This is a genomic window from Streptomyces sp. 8N706, from assembly GCF_052245415.1.
Classification (GTDB): Bacteria; Actinomycetota; Actinomycetes; order Streptomycetales; family Streptomycetaceae; genus Streptomyces.
The window spans coordinates 20,482-36,422 of record NZ_JBQQBW010000011.1 but is presented as its reverse complement, the minus strand read 5'-3'; the positions used below and the strand labels follow the sequence as shown (position 1 = coordinate 36,422).

11 protein-coding genes and 1 pseudogene are annotated in these 15,941 nt (G+C 70.0%); 7 read left to right on the top strand and 5 right to left on the bottom strand.

Annotated elements, in window-relative coordinates:
• The first annotated feature begins 276 nt into the window (after positions 1–276).
• The 3 genes from ACTWQE_RS06945 (at position 277) to ACTWQE_RS06935 (ending at position 6,022) form a co-directional block, all read left to right on the top strand.
• Complete coding sequence (locus ACTWQE_RS06945) at positions 277–1,428, top strand: serine/threonine protein kinase (RefSeq protein WP_443327919.1); 1,152 nt, start codon at positions 277–279, stop codon at positions 1,426–1,428.
• 45 nt (positions 1,429–1,473) lie between these two features.
• On the top strand, positions 1,474–3,882 hold the full coding sequence (locus tag ACTWQE_RS06940; RefSeq protein ID WP_443327918.1) for a protein kinase domain-containing protein: 2,409 nt from the start codon (positions 1,474–1,476) through the stop codon (positions 3,880–3,882).
• Between the two features lie 67 nt (positions 3,883–3,949).
• Positions 3,950–6,022 (top strand): serine/threonine-protein kinase, encoded by a 2,073-nt coding sequence (locus ACTWQE_RS06935; protein ID WP_443327917.1) that lies wholly within the window; start codon positions 3,950–3,952, stop codon positions 6,020–6,022.
• Positions 6,023–6,288: 266 nt separating this feature from the next.
• Here the strand turns inward: ACTWQE_RS06935 and ACTWQE_RS06930 are convergent, their stop codons facing one another.
• Entirely contained in the window at positions 6,289–7,125 is an 837-nt protein-coding gene (locus ACTWQE_RS06930) for a DUF429 domain-containing protein (protein WP_443327916.1), read from the bottom strand.
• Positions 7,126–7,433: 308 nt separating this feature from the next.
• On the opposite strand from ACTWQE_RS06930, the pseudogene ACTWQE_RS06925 reads away from it, so the two are divergent.
• A pseudogene (locus ACTWQE_RS06925) lies at positions 7,434–8,384 on the top strand (RNA repair domain-containing protein); the annotation flags it as partial.
• Positions 8,385–8,438: 54 nt separating this feature from the next.
• On the opposite strand, the gene ACTWQE_RS06920 reads toward ACTWQE_RS06925, so the two are convergent.
• From ACTWQE_RS06920 to ACTWQE_RS06905, 4 genes are all read right to left on the bottom strand, one after another.
• Entirely contained in the window at positions 8,439–8,624 is a 186-nt protein-coding gene (locus tag ACTWQE_RS06920; protein WP_443327915.1) for a DUF397 domain-containing protein, read from the bottom strand.
• 81 nt (positions 8,625–8,705) lie between these two features.
• Positions 8,706–8,891: a DUF397 domain-containing protein gene (locus ACTWQE_RS06915; RefSeq protein WP_443327914.1), complete on the bottom strand. Its 186-nt coding sequence runs from the start codon at positions 8,889–8,891 to the stop codon at positions 8,706–8,708.
• 81 nt (positions 8,892–8,972) lie between these two features.
• Positions 8,973–9,158: a DUF397 domain-containing protein gene (locus ACTWQE_RS06910; protein WP_443327913.1), complete on the bottom strand. Its 186-nt coding sequence runs from the start codon at positions 9,156–9,158 to the stop codon at positions 8,973–8,975.
• On the bottom strand, positions 9,155–10,012 hold the full coding sequence (locus tag ACTWQE_RS06905; protein ID WP_443327912.1) for a helix-turn-helix domain-containing protein: 858 nt from the start codon (positions 10,010–10,012) through the stop codon (positions 9,155–9,157). Before ACTWQE_RS06905 ends, ACTWQE_RS06910 begins: the two co-directional genes overlap by 4 nt.
• Positions 10,013–10,173: 161 nt before the next feature.
• On the opposite strand from ACTWQE_RS06905, the gene ACTWQE_RS06900 reads away from it, so the two are divergent.
• The 3 genes from ACTWQE_RS06900 to ACTWQE_RS06890 all read left to right on the top strand — a co-directional run bounded on the left by ACTWQE_RS06900 (position 10,174) and on the right by ACTWQE_RS06890 (position 15,795).
• Complete coding sequence (locus tag ACTWQE_RS06900; protein WP_443327911.1) at positions 10,174–10,611, top strand: ATP-binding protein; 438 nt, start codon at positions 10,174–10,176, stop codon at positions 10,609–10,611.
• A gap of 205 nt (positions 10,612–10,816) precedes the next feature.
• Complete coding sequence (locus ACTWQE_RS06895) at positions 10,817–15,493, top strand: DUF6531 domain-containing protein (protein ID WP_443327910.1); 4,677 nt, start codon at positions 10,817–10,819, stop codon at positions 15,491–15,493.
• 32 nt (positions 15,494–15,525) lie between these two features.
• Positions 15,526–15,795, top strand: coding sequence for a CPCC family cysteine-rich protein (locus ACTWQE_RS06890; protein ID WP_443327909.1), 270 nt, complete (start codon positions 15,526–15,528; stop codon positions 15,793–15,795).
• Positions 15,796–15,941 lie beyond the last annotated feature (146 nt).

Genomic DNA, 15,941 nt, shown 5'->3' with positions numbered 1-15,941 from the left:
GAAGTCTGGCCCTTCGTTCCCGGCATCCGGAAGCGACACCTCCAGCGCTCCTGGAAGCCGTCACACGCCTCAGAGAGCGCGGGCCGACCGGCCTCCGGGTGCCTGCCGGGTTGTATCTCCACGAGTACGGACCTGGGCCAACGCGGCCCGGGAACTCGCGGGGTGGCGGTGTCCCGCTGGTGAGGTGTGTCACCCCAGGGGTTCTCACCCCTCCCTCTCCAGCTCATATGGCCAGGCACTAGGCTTTCAGCCTCAGCTGCACCACGGGGGGAGCACATGGAGCCGCTGCGGCAGGACGATCCTGGGCAGCTCAGTGTCTACAGCACCGTCGGCCGGATCGATGCGGCGGACAGCGGCGTTCCCGTACCCGTACGGCGCTTCATCGCGCGCACGCCAGGGGGCGACCATACGGTCCTTCTCAGCGTGCCCAGGCCGGAGTTCGCCCGGGACGGCATCTACGGGCAGCGGTTCGTGGCAGAGGCCGAGCAGGCCCGGCGCCTGAGCGGCCACAGCCCCGCCCTGGAGCAGATCGTGGAGGTCTCCTGGGGCGCGGACGGCCGACTGCCGTGGTACGTCTCGCCCTACGCGCCCGCGCTGCCGCTGCCCGGAGCACTGGCCGCGCACGGCGGCGGTCTTGGTGAACGTACGCTGCGCGCGATCGGCCTGGCGCTGGCCGAGGCACTCGCCGCGCTGCACGAACAAGGCTTCGCCCACGCCGGTCTGACACCCGGCACCGTCCTGCTGGCCGCGGACGGACCGAGGCTCGCCGGGTTCGGGAGCGTACGGTCCCTGGCTCCGGAGGGAGAGGAGCGCGCGGCCGTGCCCGGTCTGCCGCCGGAGGCGCTGCCGCCGGAGCAGCTTTCGGGCGGACGGCCGCGTCCGCCCGGCGATGTGTTCGGGCTCGGTGCCGTGCTGTCGTACGCGGCGACCGGACGCCTCGCGCCGGATGCGGCGGGACTGCCCGAGGGGCTGCGCGAGACGGTCACGGCATGCCTGGCCCCCGACCCTGCGGACAGGCCGCGGGCCGCGGCCGTACGGGATGAACTGCGCGCCGGCTTCACCGCACCGGTCCCACCGGTGGCGCCCCCCGCCCCGGGCACGCCACCGGTCACGGTGCTGGACGGCGGCGCCGAGGCGTTCGCTCCCGGCTGGCTGCCGGGCCGGGTGATCGCGGCGCTGGTGCGGCAGTCGGCGCGGGCCCTGGACGCGCGGGGTTCTTCGGCACCTTCGGATGCGGCGGGCGCGGCCGGAGCCGTGCCAGCAGCCGGAGCCGTCACCGTGACGAGTGCGTCCGGCCCGCCCGGTGCGCCCCGCGCAGCGCCCACAGCCCCCGGTGCCCTCCCCGGGTCGGGTGCCCCCACAGCCCCCGGTGCCCTCCCCGGACCCGGTGCGCCGGCCTTCTACCCCCACGCCTCCCCGAGGCCGTGACTCCCGCCACCTCCGCCTCTTCCTTCACCGTGGACTGACGACCCGATGCACTCTTCGCCCGCTCCCCTGGGCTTCCCGCTCGCCTACGACGATCCGCACATGCTCGGCCCGTACCGGCTGATCGCCAGGATCGGCAGTGGCGGCATGGGCACCGTCTACCTCGGGCGGGACGCGGCCGGCCGTACCGTGGCGCTCAAGACCATGCACGCGCGGATCGCCGCCGACCCCGAGTTCCGCATCCGCTTCCGCCTGGAGACGGACGCGGCGCGGGTCATCGGGGGACGGCACGGTGCCGAGGTCGTCGACGCCGATCCGCTCGCGCCGACGCCGTGGCTGGCGACCGAGTACCTGCTCGGTCCCCCGCTGGACGACGCCGTCGAGCAGTGGGGGCCGCTGCCCGAGATGTCCGTACGGGCGGTGGGCGCCGCGCTGTGCGGGGCGCTGGGGCAGTTGCACAGCTCGGACGTCGTGCACCGTGACCTCAAGCCGTCCAACATCCTCCTCACCGCCTTCGGCCCGAAGGTCATCGACTTCGGCATCGCGCGCGCGATCGGTGACGACCGGCTGACACGTACCGGAGCCGCGGCGGGAACCCCCGCCTATATGTCGCCCGAGCAGGCGACGGGCGGCGAACACACCGCGGCCGGTGATGTGTTCGCGCTCGCGGGGGTGCTGGTCTTCGCACTGACGGGGCGCGGCCCGTTCGGCGGCGGTCAGCCGGCCGACCTGCTCTACCGGGTGCGGTACGGCGAGCCGGACCTCACCGGCGTACCGGACGCTCTGCGGCCCGCGCTGGAGCGGTGCCTGCTCAAGGAGCCGCACCACCGGCCCAGTACGGCGGAGCTGGGTGCTCTGCTGCACGAGGACAGCGGCGGCGGCGAGTTCGCCGACCTCCTGCCGGAGCAGGTGCTGGCCGGGATCGCGTGGCGCGCCGGCGCCGTATGGCAGGTCGCCCCGCGGCGAGAGCCTCCGCCGCCGGGCGGGGTCGCGCACCACGACGGCACGGGCCCGGGCTCGACGGAGTTCTCGTCGGGGTCGCCGTACGGGCCGAAGCGGCCCTCGCGGCGCAAGGTCCTGGCGGTGGCGGGCGGTTCGGCGCTCGGGCTGGGCGCTGCCGTGGCCGGGGCTGCCTGGGCCGGCATCGGTCCGGGCGGAGAGCCGGGCCCCGTCGCCTCACCATCGCGCGGGCCGGGCGGCGAACCCAAGCCGGTGTGGAAGGCGCCGACCCTGAGCGCCGGCGACACGTACGACCTGCCGCCGATCGCGGCGGGCGGCCTGATTCTCAGCATGGACACGAAGGGCCTCGTGGCGTTCGACGCGAAGGGCGGCGAGCGGCGCTGGAGAAATCCGGACATCCACGCGAAGCAGATCAGCACCGACGGGCAGCGGATCTACGCGATCCTCCCCGAGCCCGGAGGGCCGAGGCAGAGAGGCAGAGGGGAGGGCAAGGGGAAGGACCGCGGCGCGGGCAAGGGGCTGGCGATCTGCACGCTCGACCCCCGTTCGGGCTCCCGGCAGGACACCCTCGGTACCCTCCCCGATTTCGACGGCAGGGAGATCAACGACGGGTCCACCGACCCCGACCCCACGGTCCAGCCGCTCCGCACGGTCGGGAACGTGCTCTATCTGGCGGCGAGGACACGCAGGACGAACGCGGCGTTCGAGGAGAGGACGGTCGGCTGGAATGTCGTCGCCTTCGATCTGCGCGCGGGCAGGGAGCTGTGGCGCAGACCGCTCGAGAGCTACCCGTTCGCGGGCCTGCACTTCCAAGTCAGCGGCTATGTGACGACGGTCAGGGGAAACCGGCTGCTGCTGACCCGTGTCGAAGGCAGCGGAGAGAACGACGCGTTCGTGACGCGCGCCTGGGACGCCCGTACGGGCGAGGAGCTGTGGGAAGGCGCGCGGGTCCCGTTGGGCACGCACAACGATCGCGGCACCTCGCTCAGACCGGTCCCCTCGAACAGCACGCACCTCTGTTTCGGCTCCCGGCGCGTGGCCGCGCGGCGCCTCTCCGACGGGGGGAAGGCCTGGGCGTACGCCAACTCCGGCCTCGACCAAGGGGACGAGGACGCCAACGGGAATCCGTTGGCGCTCTACGGCCCGCCGGCCCTGCGTGACGGCGTGGTGTACGCGGTGGAGAGCGGGCACGGCCTCATCGCCCTGGACGCCTCGGACGGGCGCCTGCTCTGGCGCCAGCAGGGGCGGCCCGAGAGCGGCCGCCATCCCTCCCTCGGCTGCGAGCCGCTCGTCGGCGAGAGGTACGTCTACGTCGTGGAGGCCGAGGAGAACGGCCGCACGCACCTCAACGCGGTCAACCGCCGGACGCACCGCTCCGACTGGAGCTTCACGCAGGCCGGCCCCGATGGCGCGGGCACCAGCCTGATCCTGGACGAGGACTCCGGGCGGATCGTCGGCTCGACCCTCCAGGGCACCTACGCCATCCCTCTGGAGTGACCCCGGGAGTGAGCACACCGGACATGCGGCAGACAACGCTCGGCAGCGACAGCAGGAGAAGCACCGGATGAACCCCCTCGGCTACGGCGACCCCCTCCGACTCGGCCCCTACCGTCTCATCGCCGTGCTCGGGGAAGGCGGCATGGGGAAGGTCTATCTCGGACGCGACCGCTCCGGCCGTACGGCCGCCGTCAAGGTGCTGCGGACCGAGCTCGCCCACAACGCGCAGATGTCGCAGCGCTTCCTGCGGGAGGCGCAGGCCGCCCAGGCCGTACGGAGCAAGGGCGTGGCCCGCGTACTGACCGTGCAGACCGAGGGCGGACGGCCGTTCATCGCCACCGAGTTCCTGGCCGGTCCGACGCTCGACACGGCGGTGCAGCGCTACGGCGCCTTCCAGGAGCCGTACGTACGGGCGCTCGGGGCGGCGCTCGCCCGGACCCTCGGCGACATCCACGCGGCAGACCTGGTGCACCGCGACCTCAAGCCGTCCAACATCGTGCTGACGTCGGCAGGACCGCGCGTCATCGACTTCGGCATCGCGCGGCCCGAGCACGGGCTGACCCTGACCACCACGGGACAGATACCCGTCACCCCCGGCTACGGTGCGCCCGAGCAGGTGCTCGGGCAGCGCACGGGCCCGCCCGGCGACGTCTTCGCGCTGGGCGCGGTACTCGTCTACGCGGCGACCGGGACACCCGCCTACGGGGGCGGGCATGTGGCGGCCGTGCAGTACGAGGTGGTGCACGGGCAGCCCCGGCTGGACGCGCTTCCGCCCGGGCTGCGGCAGCTCATCGAGCCGTGCCTGGCCAAGGAGCCCGCGCTGCGTCCCCTCCCCGCTCAGGTCACCTCGGCCATGGCTGCCCCGCGGGGCGCGGGCAAGCTGTGGAAGCAGGGCCCGGTGGCCACGGAGATCGGCGAGTCCGAGAAGCGGGTGCGCCAGTTGGCGACGTTCCCGGACCCGGACGCCCGTACCGGCACGGCGACGGGGGGCACGTCCCGCAGACGCTTCGTCACCGGGCTGGCCGCGGGCGGAGCCGTGCTGGCGGCGGGCGGAGGCGGCGCCTGGTGGATGCTGCGTGACGAGACCCCGCCGCGCGAGCACCCCTGGGACGCGGACCCGCTCGCCGAGGGCGACTACCAGAAGGGGAAGGCGCCCGACCCGCTGTGGGGCCCGAAGAAGACCCTGGGCACCGGTCGCGTCGATCTGCTCACGATCCGGGACCTGGTCGTCCTCGACACCCAGCAGCCGGACCTCGTCGCCCACTCGGTCACCAGCGGGAAGCGGAAGTGGACGGTGAACAGCGTCGGCAACGCGCTCTACTCCGCGTCGCTCGATCTCCTCCTGGCCATGGACATCGACAATCTGTACGGGATCTCGCCCACGACCGGCAGGAAGCTGTGGAAGCAGTTCGTGGACATCGTCACCCCGCTCGCGGTCGACGGGGACGTGTACTACTACCACGACATCGCGCCCAGCTATAAGGACCCCGGCAAGGTGGTGGCCCTCCGCGTCGCGAAGACCGGGGCGACCCCGCTGTGGAGCGTACGCATGCCGTTCAGCCCCGAAGCCGACGACATCGAGGCCGTCGCGGGCGGAGACCGCCTGGTGCTGACGGCGGGAGAGTACGGCGCCGTCGCCCTGAACAAGGCGGACGGCGGCAAGGCCTGGACGGTGCCCCGAAAGTCCGGCAGCGCGTGGACGCCGCACATCTCCGGGGACACGGTCTATCTGGGCGGTCAGTCGGTGCGCTCCTTCCGGCTCAGCGACGGCGACCGCGGCTGGTCCAAGCCCGGCTCGACCAACAGCGGCCTGTCCGTGGGAGCGGTCGACGGCGACCGCCTCTATCTCGTCGCCGGCAGCGAACTGCGGTGCCACAGCACCGAGGACGGCTCCGAGCAGTGGGTGCGCGAGCTGCAGAACACGCTCCTCGGCACGCCCGCCGTCTCGGGCAGCACCGTCTGGGTCTCCTCCGAGCGGGGCACCGAAGGACTCAAGGCCTTCCGCAAGGACACCGGGGAACCACTGTGGACGCACCACGAGAAGGGCGGGGGCGCGCAGGGCGGCTGGTCGGTGGCAGGGGCGGGCAACCGCGTGTTCGCGCTGCGCGGCCAGAAGCTGACCGCGATGCCGGTCGTCTGATGACCCGATGCCGGTCGTCTGATGGCCGCCCTCTGACGCGGCCTGCCATCCTGCCGGCCAGGAGCGTTGATGGCCTGCGGTGAGATCGCCCGGCGCGTCCGCCCTCCGTCAGCGATCTGACCGCCGTCATCCGGCAGGCCACGACCGCCGTCATCCGGCAGGCCACAACCGAAGACACCGGCCGGGGTCTACCGGTTCCTCGGTCTGCGGCTCGTCTGCACCCCCGCGCAGGGGTCCGCTGTGAGCCGGCCGAGTTCACGGCCGGTTCAGCGCGACGCCTGGTCACGCCGCTGCTCGGGGCGGGCAGGCGCGATGATCGTGGGTGCACGTCCGGCCGGTGCAGGGCTGTCTGCTCCGAGTACCTGGCAGCGCGCGAATCCGTACCGGGACCACAGTGCGGCTGTCCAGGCACACAGCAGCGCGTCGATGAGGTCTTCGCGATGCTTGTAGTCAGCCGCCCTCTGAGGAGTGGGCTCATCGATCAGTCGGCGGGAGACCGGGTGGGAGGAGAGCACGAGGGGCGGATCGACGGTGGCCAGGCCCGCCATGCGCGCGATCAGCGTGTCGCACTCTTCGGCGCGCACCGCTCGCCACTGTGCCGTCGGCACTCGCGCCGGCCGGCGTTTGTACCTGGGGCGTTCCTGGTCGTAGCCCAACTCGACGGCTCCGACCAAGGTCGTGTACGGATAGCACTCGGACATGACCAGCCCGCCCGTCGGCGGCCCGCCCCTGCCGTCGTCGTAGGCCCAGCCCGACTCCCGCAGCCGTTCACGCAGGAGCACTCCGGCCCGGCGGGGGGAGTTCTGGTTGGTGCTGTTGGCGCTCACCTTCCACCGGCCGTACCGCCGGCCGACCTCCCGCTCGCACGGCCGCTGGCCGGCCGCATTGTCAACGACCAGCGGCGCGTCGATGAAGGCCAGGGTCGATCCGTCGACCGCCACCTCGGCAAGCCATGACATGGTCTCTCCGAGCCCACAGGTCCAGCCGCAATCGATCACCACGCCGCGACGGTCGACGGCCGCGACGCCTGTCTCATTGGGCCTGGTACGGGCTCCGCTCTCCGCCCAAGCGAGGTCGATGCCGATGAACCGCTCCATCCCCATGCGTCGGTAGTACCAGAGAACCAGCCATGGGTGCGGCACGGTCCTCGGCCGGAACAGCAGCCCGCGCGGTCCTCGGCTGGGACAGCTGCGCGGCGGGCCCCCGCCGCACCCCGGCGCATCGACCCGGCCAGCCCGCCCGCAGCGCCCGCCGCCCCCGGGCCGCCCCCACGTCCCTGGAGGAGCCCGCGGCCACGGCCCCGTGGACGACAGGGCTGAGGCGTACCGGACCTGGCACGTCGGAGCTGGAGCGCCATCGACGACGTCCACGGCACTCTGGAGGGAGAGGATCTGGAGGGAGAGGAGCGGTGATGCGTACCAGCGCGGAGATCTATCACCAGGTCCTATGGGACCCGCGGTTCGACCCCGCCCGATTCGTGCTGGGCATCAGGCAGCGCGGGGCCTCCCCCGAGCGAATCCCGCTGCCCGACTTCGTACCCGGCGGCGACATCCCGTGGCACCGGGTGTTGTTCATCGAGGCGGACGGCGAGGTGGTGTGGGACCGTGCCACGGGTGTGGACCGCATCGATGCGTCGCCCGCCGGCCGGATGCGGGACCCGGCAGCCGGGTGGCCCCCCGCGGACGGCGCGACCGGGAACGCCTCGCGGGGCGACTCACATGCCCCGGAGGGCCCATACGTATCGGACCACCATGGCGTGGAAGCGCACCTGGGCTTCGGCGGGAGCGACCCCACCGGCGTCTTCGACGTCTCCCCGACGCCTCGCACAGCGTTGGCGTGGATCCCGCCCCAGGAGCTGTGGCCGCCGATCCAGACCATCCGCCGGGAGCACGATCCGCAGATCCGCCGCTGGCCGCCGCATGTCAATGTGCTGTTCGGGTTCGTGCCGGAGTCCGACTTCGAGCGGGCGGCCCCGCCGCTCGCGGCAGCGGCGGCCGAGACGCCGGTCTTCACCGCCCGGCTGCACGGAGTGCACACCTTCCGGCACCGGGAGTACTCCACCGTATGGATCGACCCGGCGGCAGACGGCAAGGCGCCGTGGGAGAGGCTCTACAGCGCGCTGGTGGAACGGTTCCCAAGGTGCCATGGGCGCGTCAAGGGCTTCACCCCGCACCTGTCCCTGGGCCGGACCCGGGACCCACAGCGGGTGGCCGCCGAGTGCGACGCCCGGCTCGACACCATGACGGCGACGGTCGGAGAGCTCGTCCTGCTGTCACGCCGGGCCGACGAGCCCATGCGGCCGCGGGCCACGGTCGCTCTCGGCACGGGCGAGGTGCGCCGGCTGCCCGAGACCGGCCCCAGTGCGCCGGCCACGTAGGCCCCGGACGGCCGAGGTCCAGCGTGCGGTAACGCGGACTCAGCCGTGCGCGGCGAACCGTACGAACCGCGCCCACTCGTCACGGCCGATGCTGAGGTGAGGACCGTCCATGTCCTTGGAGTCCCGTACGTGGATGACCCCTTCGGTAGCGGCGACCTCCACGCAGTCGTCGCCCTGGCTGCCGCTGTGGCTGGACTTGAACCAGGCGAATTCAGACGTGCTCAAAGCGCTCCTCACATCCGCTCCAGCAGACCCGCGGAGTCCTTCGGGGAAAGGGCCTGCGCATGGTTCCTCCAGGGGTCGGGCTCAGCTGTCCGCGGCGAAGCGGACGAACCGCGCCCACTCGTCACGACCGATGCTGAGGCGAGGACCGCCCTTGTCCTTGGAGTCCCGTACGTGGATGACCCCTTCGGTAACGGCGACCTCCACACAGCTGTCGCCCTGCGTGCCGCTGTAGCTGGACTTGAACCAGGCGAGTTCCGTCGTGCTCATAGCGCTCCTCACATCCGCTCCAGCAGACCCGCGGAGCCTTTCGGCGAGAGGGCCTGCGCACGGTTCCTCCAGGGGTCGGGCTCAGCTGTCCGCGGCGAAGCGGACGAACCGCGCCCACTCGTCACGACCGATGCTGAGGCGAGGACCGCCCTTGTCCTTGGAGTCCCGTACGTGGATGACCCCTTCGGTAACGGCGACCTCCACACAGTCGTCGCCCTGGGCGCTGCTGTGGCTGGACTTGAACCAGGCGAGTTCCGTCGTCCTCATAGCGCTCCTCGCATCCGCTCCAGCAGACCCGCGGAGTCTTTCGGGGAAAGGGCCTGCGAACGCAGTCTCGCATAGCGCATCTGGATCCGGCTGACCTCTTTCTGGTCAGCAATCAAGCGGCCGTTCTCCTGCCCTTCGGAGTACGCGAGCCTGCGACCGTCCGGCGTTTCCAGAAGTCGCACCGGCCCGGCAAGGCATGCGTGGTGCTCGCTGTCCGCAGGCATGACCTGAAGCGTGGCGTTCCGCAAGGAGCTGAGCTCAAGGATGTGATCGAACAGTTCGCGAGTGACGTCGACTCCTCCGAGGCGGCGCATGAGGACAGCCTCCTCAATGACGAAGTCAAACGTGGTGTTGGACCTCTCACGCAGCAACCTCTGACGTTCCATGCGGGCAGCGACCGTGGCCTCCAACGCCTCGTCGGTCAGGGGAGGAATGTCGTTCTCGCATAGGGCCCGCGCGTACCCCTCCGACTGCAACAACCCTGGCACCAGCCTGCACTCGTACGTACACAGGCTGACCGCCACCTTCTCCAGCCGCGCCCACCGCCGGAACCACGCCGCCAGCCCCGGCTCACCGCGCGTCAGATATCTGGCCGCCTTCCGCAGCGCGCCGGTGTCGCCCAGGGCCTCCTCCGCCCGCTCCACGAAGGACTCGTCGGGCATCCGCCGACCCAGCTCCACCGACTCCACGGTGTGTTTGGAGAAGCGGACCCGCTCCGCGAATTCGACCCGGCTGAGCCCCGCATGCTCGCGCAGGGCCTGGACGACGGCCCCGAAGGTCCCCAGACTGTCCGAGTGGTCGGGCTCCCGCTCCCAGTCGGCGTCTCCCGGCGCACAGGAATGGTCAGTCGTCATACACGGCCCCTCCAGGTGCTGTTCATGCGGTGTCCCCGCGATCGACTCACCCAGCGTGACGGAAAGATCGGCGTACCGTCCACCGAACGTGCTCGTACGCTGACGCAGCGTACGGGGCGCAGCGCTGGCGAAGCCTGGTGATCGCCCGCCACCGTGGCCTCATGAGCGCGACCACACCCCAACTCCCCACCACCGTACGAACCTTTGCCCAGCTGCTGTCGTCCACGCGGCGCGGGGCCCGTCTCGCCCGGTTGCTCACCGTCGAGCGGCTCCGCACCTGGCCGGTGCCTCACGGTGTCAGCGAACGGGCCGAGCAGATCGTTGCCGAGCTGGCCGCCAACGCTGCGCTGCACGGACGCGTACAGGGCCGGGACTTCCGGCTCACCCTCACGCTCGACGCCACGACAGGCACCCTCCGTATCGGGATCACCGACACCCGCGGCGAGAAATTGCCCGTTGTCGGGCCCGCCACTCAGCCGGACAGCGAGTCGGGGCGCGGTCTGCTCCTGGTCGGCGCAATCGCCGACCGCTGGGGAACCGAGGAGTACTTTCCCAGCGGCAAAACGGTCTGGGCCGAGCTTGACCTCGCAGGCCGGTGACCCGGCCTGCACAGCGCACCGGTCGACTCGCGGTCACTGCGGACCGCCGCCTCGGTCCGGCCGCAACGCCGGGCTACGCCGGGAGCAAGAAGGTGCCGGGCCGCACCTGCCGGATGACGTAACCCTTTGACTCATTGGTCACTTGTTCGGCAAGCAGCCCTGACGTTACATTTCATCGGATCATGATCGAACGGGGGTTCTTGTCGTGGGTGTTGTCCTGCCTGGCTGGGCGGATGAGCTGCTGGATCTGATCGGGGTCTCCTGGCCGAATGTCGACGAGGACGACTACCGCGAGATGTCAACGGCCATGCGTGAGTTTGCGGGCGACATCGACGATGGTGCCACCGAAGCACACACCGCCATACAGCAGCTGGTGTCGGCAGGCGGCGGAGGCTTGGCCACTGAAGCCCTCAACATGCACTGGTCCAAGGTCAAGGACACCCACCTGACCAACCTTGCCGAGGCGGGCCGCCTGACCGCCAACGCGCTGGACGGTGTGGCCCTGCTGATCGAGGGCGCCAAAATCGCCACCTTGGTCCAACTCGGCATCCTTGCAGCGGAGATCGCCGCCGCGGCGGCTTCCGCTCCTTTCACCCTGGGCCTATCCGCCCTCGGTGGACTCGCGGCGACGCAGGCAACGCGGACGATCGTGAGGGAGATCTTCCAGCAGGTCTGTCAGGAGGTCGCCTCACAGGTCGTCGACATGGCGATGGGCCCGGTCTACGAGGCCCTCGGCTCGATGGCCGGAGACCTGGTGGTCCAGCTCGGCTCGAACGCCCTGGGCACACAGGACGGCGTCGACCTGGGCCGGACCGCCAAAGCCGGCAAGGGCGGCGTCAACGAAGCCGCCGGAATGCAGCTCCTCAGCGCCAAGGGCGGCAGCGGCGGCGGGAATGGCGGGGGCGGTGGTGCTGCGGGCGGGTTCAGGTTCGACCCGAACGAGTACGACGAGCTCGACATGAAGCTCAACAGTGTCGGCGGCGGCTTCCGGGACAAGGCCGGCGGCAAGATCTCCAGAGCCAAGAGCCACCACGGCCGCACCCGCGGCAAGGACCCCATCGCCGACGCCGCCAACGCCATGCTCGACAAGGTCATCGACGGCATCGAGAACGCCGCCAAGACCTCCGCCAAACACCTCGACGACAACATGCGCCGCGGCCTCAAGCAGATGGCCAAGAACCACCGCGACAACGACGACAAACTCGCTGACAGCTTCCAAGGCATCGGCAAGGGCGACAAGGGCCCCAGCAGCCCAGGCAGCAGCGGAGGCGGGGGCGGCAGGAAGGGCCCGGGCCACCCAGGCAGCGGCAGCGGTGGCGACGGGGCGCCCAACTCGAGGGGTGCCCAGTCCAAGGTGCCCTCGAAGAGCGAGGCCGCCAAGGAGGCGGACGCCGACCATCCTCAGGACAAGACCCGCAGGGACGAGGGCAAGTGCACAGATGGCACCGACCCGGTCGACCTGGCCACGGGCAAGGTGTTCCTGTCCCAGACCGACATCGCGCTGCCCGGCGCCCTGCCGCTGATCTTCACCCGTAAATACGAGTCATCGACCCGCATCGGACGGCATATCGGGCCGTCCTGGTCCTCCACGGTGGACCAGCGCTTGGAGATCGACGCCGGAAGCATTGTCTTCGTCACCGACACCGGGATGTTGCTGCGCTACGCGATCCCGGAGACCGGTGAGCGGGTGCTCCCGAAGCATGGTCCGCGTTGGCCGCTGATGCGCACGATGCAGGGTGACTGGGCCGTCAACGACCCGGAGACGGGTCGGACCCGCTACTTCAGTGACGCCCTGCACGCCCCCGGACTCGCCCTGCTCGATGAGATCACCGACCGCAACGGGCACCGGATCACCTTCGATTACGAGGATGAGACCGGTACCCCGTACGCGATCCGCCACAGTGCCGGATACGAGCTGAAGCTGACCACCGACGAGCAGGGCCGTCTCAGCGCCCTGCACTTGGCGGGCGCGGGCGACGACGGCTCGGACCAACTGGTGATGTCCTACGGGCACGACGAGGCAGGCAACCTCACCAGTGTCGCCAACTCCACCGGCGCGGTGACCCGGTTCGAGTACGACACCGAGCACCGGATGACCGCCTGGGTGGACTCCAACGGTTCCCGTTACGAGTACGCCTACGACCCCCGTCACCGCTGCACCTCCCAGTCCGGCGCAGAGGGACACTTCGCGAACCGGTTCACCTACGACGAGGTCGATCCGGAGACCGGCCACCGCACCACCACGCACACCGACGGACAGGGCTTCAGCACCCGGTACCTCGTCAACGAGCGCCTCCAGGTCGTCGCCGTCACCGACCCGCTCGGCAACACCACCCGCACCACCTACGACACGCACGACCGGCCGCTCGAGATCACCGACCCGCTGGGCGCGACCAGGCGGCTCGCGTATGACGAGGAGGGGCGCCTCGTCTCGGTCGTCCACCCGGACGGCTCCACCAGCACCGCCACCTACACCGACCTCGGCCTCCCCGCGGAGGTCACCGGCCCGGATGGCCGGACCGTCCGGCAGGAGTACGACGCCAAGGGCAACCGGATTGCCGTCACGGACCCCACCGGCCAGACCACCCGCTTCACCTACGACGAGCGTGGCCACCTCACCTCGGTCACCGACCCGCTGGGAAGCATCACGCGTATCGAGTGCGACGCGGCGGGACTCCCGCTGACGGTCACCGACCCGCTCGGCGCCGTCACGTCCTTCCGCCGGGACCGCTTCGGCCGCACCGCCTCCGTCACCGACCCCCTCGGCAAGACCACCACCTACCAGTGGACCCCCGAAGGACGCCTCGCGACCCGCCTGAACCCGGACTCCACCCGGGAAGCCTGGACCTACGACGGCGAGGGCAACTGCACCGCACACACCGACCCTATGGGTCAGGTCACCACATTCGAGTACGGCCACTTCGACCAGCTGAAGGCGCGCACCGACCCGGACGGGGCACGCCACGAGTTCATCCACGACACCGAACTCAAGCTCATGAAGGTCACCAACCCCCAGGGCCTGACCTGGCGCTACGAGTACGACGAGGCCGGACGTCTGATATCCGAAACGGACTTCGACGCCCGTACCCAGACCTACACGCACGACGCGGCGGGCCGACTGACCTCACGCACCACAGCGCTCGGCCACACGATCCGCTTCACCCACGACGCACTGGGGCGCACAGCCACCAAGGATGTCGACGGTGAGCTCACCACCTTCACGTACGACGCTGCCGGGCGCCTGACCCGGATCGCCGCCCCGGACAGCGAAGTCACCTACACCCGCAACGAGTTCGGACGAGCCGTCGCCGAGACGGTGAACGGTCGCACCACCACCTTCAGCTACGACACCCTGGGCCGCCGCATATCCCGCACCACCCCCACCGGCGCGGTGAGTGAATGGACCTACGACGCGGCCGGGCAGCGCACCGGACTCGACGTCTCCGGCCGCACCCTCGCCTTCACGCACGACGCGCTCGGCCAGGAAATCTCCCGCACCCTCGGCGATATCACCTTCGACCACTCATTCGACGCCCTCGGCCGCCTCACCGACCAGCACGTCACCTCAGCCGCTGAAACCATCCAGCACCGCGCGTACACCTACCGCGCGGACGGCAACCTCACCGGCATAGACGATCACCTCAACGGTGCCCGCCGGTTCGAGCTCGACACCGCCGGCCGCGTCACCACCGTCTCCGCCCACAACTGGACCGAGACCTACGCCTACGACGCGGCCGGAAACCAGACCCACGCCACCTGGCCCGACCGCCACCCGGCCCCCGAAGCCCGGGGCGAACGCACCTACACCGGCACCCGCGTCACCCGAGCAGGAGGCATCCGCTACGAATACGACGCGGCGGGCCGCACCACCTTGCGCCAGAAGACCCGCCTCTCCCGCAAACCCGACACGTGGCGCTACACCTGGGACGCGGAAGACCGCCTGATCGCCTGCACCACCCCCGACGGCACGGTCTGGCGCTACACCTACGACCCGCTGGGCCGCCGCACATCAAAACAGCGCCTCGCCGACGACCACCAAACGGTCCTGGAACAGGTGGACTTCACCTGGGACGGCGCCACCCTGTGCGAGCAGACCACCCTCGTCCGCGGCCGCTCAACTCAAGCGACCATCACCTGGGACCATCAGGGCCTCACTCCCCTGACCCAACGCGAACGCCTCACCGCCGCCCACGCCCCCCAACACGAGGTCGACCAGCGCTTCTTCGCCATCATCACCGACCTCGTCGGCACTCCCACCGAACTCCTCGACGAGACCGGCACCATCGCCGCCCGCACCCGCACCACCCTATGGGGCTCCACCGTCTGGAGCGCAGACGCCACCGCCCACACCCCCCTCCGCTTCCCCGGCCAGTATTTCGACCCCGAAACTCAACTCCACCACAACTACTTCCGCACCTACGACCCCCAAACGGCCCGCTACCTCACCCCCGACCCGCTGGGCCTCACGCCCGCCCCCAACCCGGCGACGTACGTCACCAATCCGCATACCTGGACCGACTCTCTCGGACTCGCACCGGAAGAATGCGCTAAGAAGGCTTGGACGAGCGAAGCCAGCCTGAGTGATCATTATGGGCGGCACGGCCGAGACCTGGGTTACTACACTGAAGAAGATTATGCAGAAGCCGCTCGCGATTTCATGCTGGGGCCACGGGCAGAGGGCGTGCGAGAAAAGGAGGACCTCATTAGAGGACAGATATACCGCTGGGACCCATCAACGAATGAATTCGGGACAAAGGACCGCAACACAGGAAAGATAATTACGTTCTTCGACAGCTCACTCGATCGCGACGGGAACTCCACAAGAGCAAACGCCAGGAGATACTGGGACGAGCGAGCTACAGGCACGGAACTGCTGTTTTGATCCGCACCAAGAAACGACCCGAGGGAACTCTGATGTATGCCAACCAAGCGAACTCCGCAGGCAAATCCCCTTGCCCCTGTTGCGGATTTCTCACGCTCGGACGCAGAGGATGGTATGAAATCTGCCCAGTTTGCGGATGGGAGGACGACGGCCAGGACGACCATAACGCAGACGAATACATTGGCGGACCCAATCGAGTTTCATTGAGCGAGGCTCGAAGAAATTACTCCAGGTTCGGTGCCGCAGAGGAAAGAGATCGCCCCCGGGTGCGGCTCCCCCTCCCGGAAGAGTACCCAAACTGAGTCTTCTCACTTAACTGCAACCTCAGCTGACCGTCCCTGTCGACTCGTTTCGCAGTTGCGGGCTGAACGGATGACCCGACCCTTCTACGGCAATTACCTGGTCATGGCCCATCGCGTCAGCACTGCTGGGGCATGAATTGTCCGGC

Excerpts from the sequence above, each read along its gene's own strand:
- ACTWQE_RS06905 (WP_443327912.1), bottom strand. The coding sequence starts at position 10,012 with ATGACGACTGACCATTCCTGTGCGCCGGGAGACGCCGACTGGGAGCGG.
- ACTWQE_RS06930 (WP_443327916.1), bottom strand. The coding sequence starts at position 7,125 with ATGGGGATGGAGCGGTTCATCGGCATCGACCTCGCTTGGGCGGAGAGC.
- ACTWQE_RS06915 (WP_443327914.1), bottom strand. The coding sequence starts at position 8,891 with ATGAGCACGACGGAACTCGCCTGGTTCAAGTCCAGCTACAGCGGCACG.
- ACTWQE_RS06945 (WP_443327919.1), top strand. The coding sequence starts at position 277 with ATGGAGCCGCTGCGGCAGGACGATCCTGGGCAGCTCAGTGTCTACAGC.
- ACTWQE_RS06890 (WP_443327909.1), top strand. The coding sequence starts at position 15,526 with ATGTATGCCAACCAAGCGAACTCCGCAGGCAAATCCCCTTGCCCCTGT.
- ACTWQE_RS06940 (WP_443327918.1), top strand. The coding sequence starts at position 1,474 with ATGCACTCTTCGCCCGCTCCCCTGGGCTTCCCGCTCGCCTACGACGAT.
- ACTWQE_RS06935 (WP_443327917.1), top strand. The coding sequence starts at position 3,950 with ATGAACCCCCTCGGCTACGGCGACCCCCTCCGACTCGGCCCCTACCGT.
- ACTWQE_RS06900 (WP_443327911.1), top strand. The coding sequence starts at position 10,174 with ATGAGCGCGACCACACCCCAACTCCCCACCACCGTACGAACCTTTGCC.
- ACTWQE_RS06910 (WP_443327913.1), bottom strand. The coding sequence starts at position 9,158 with ATGAGGACGACGGAACTCGCCTGGTTCAAGTCCAGCCACAGCAGCGCC.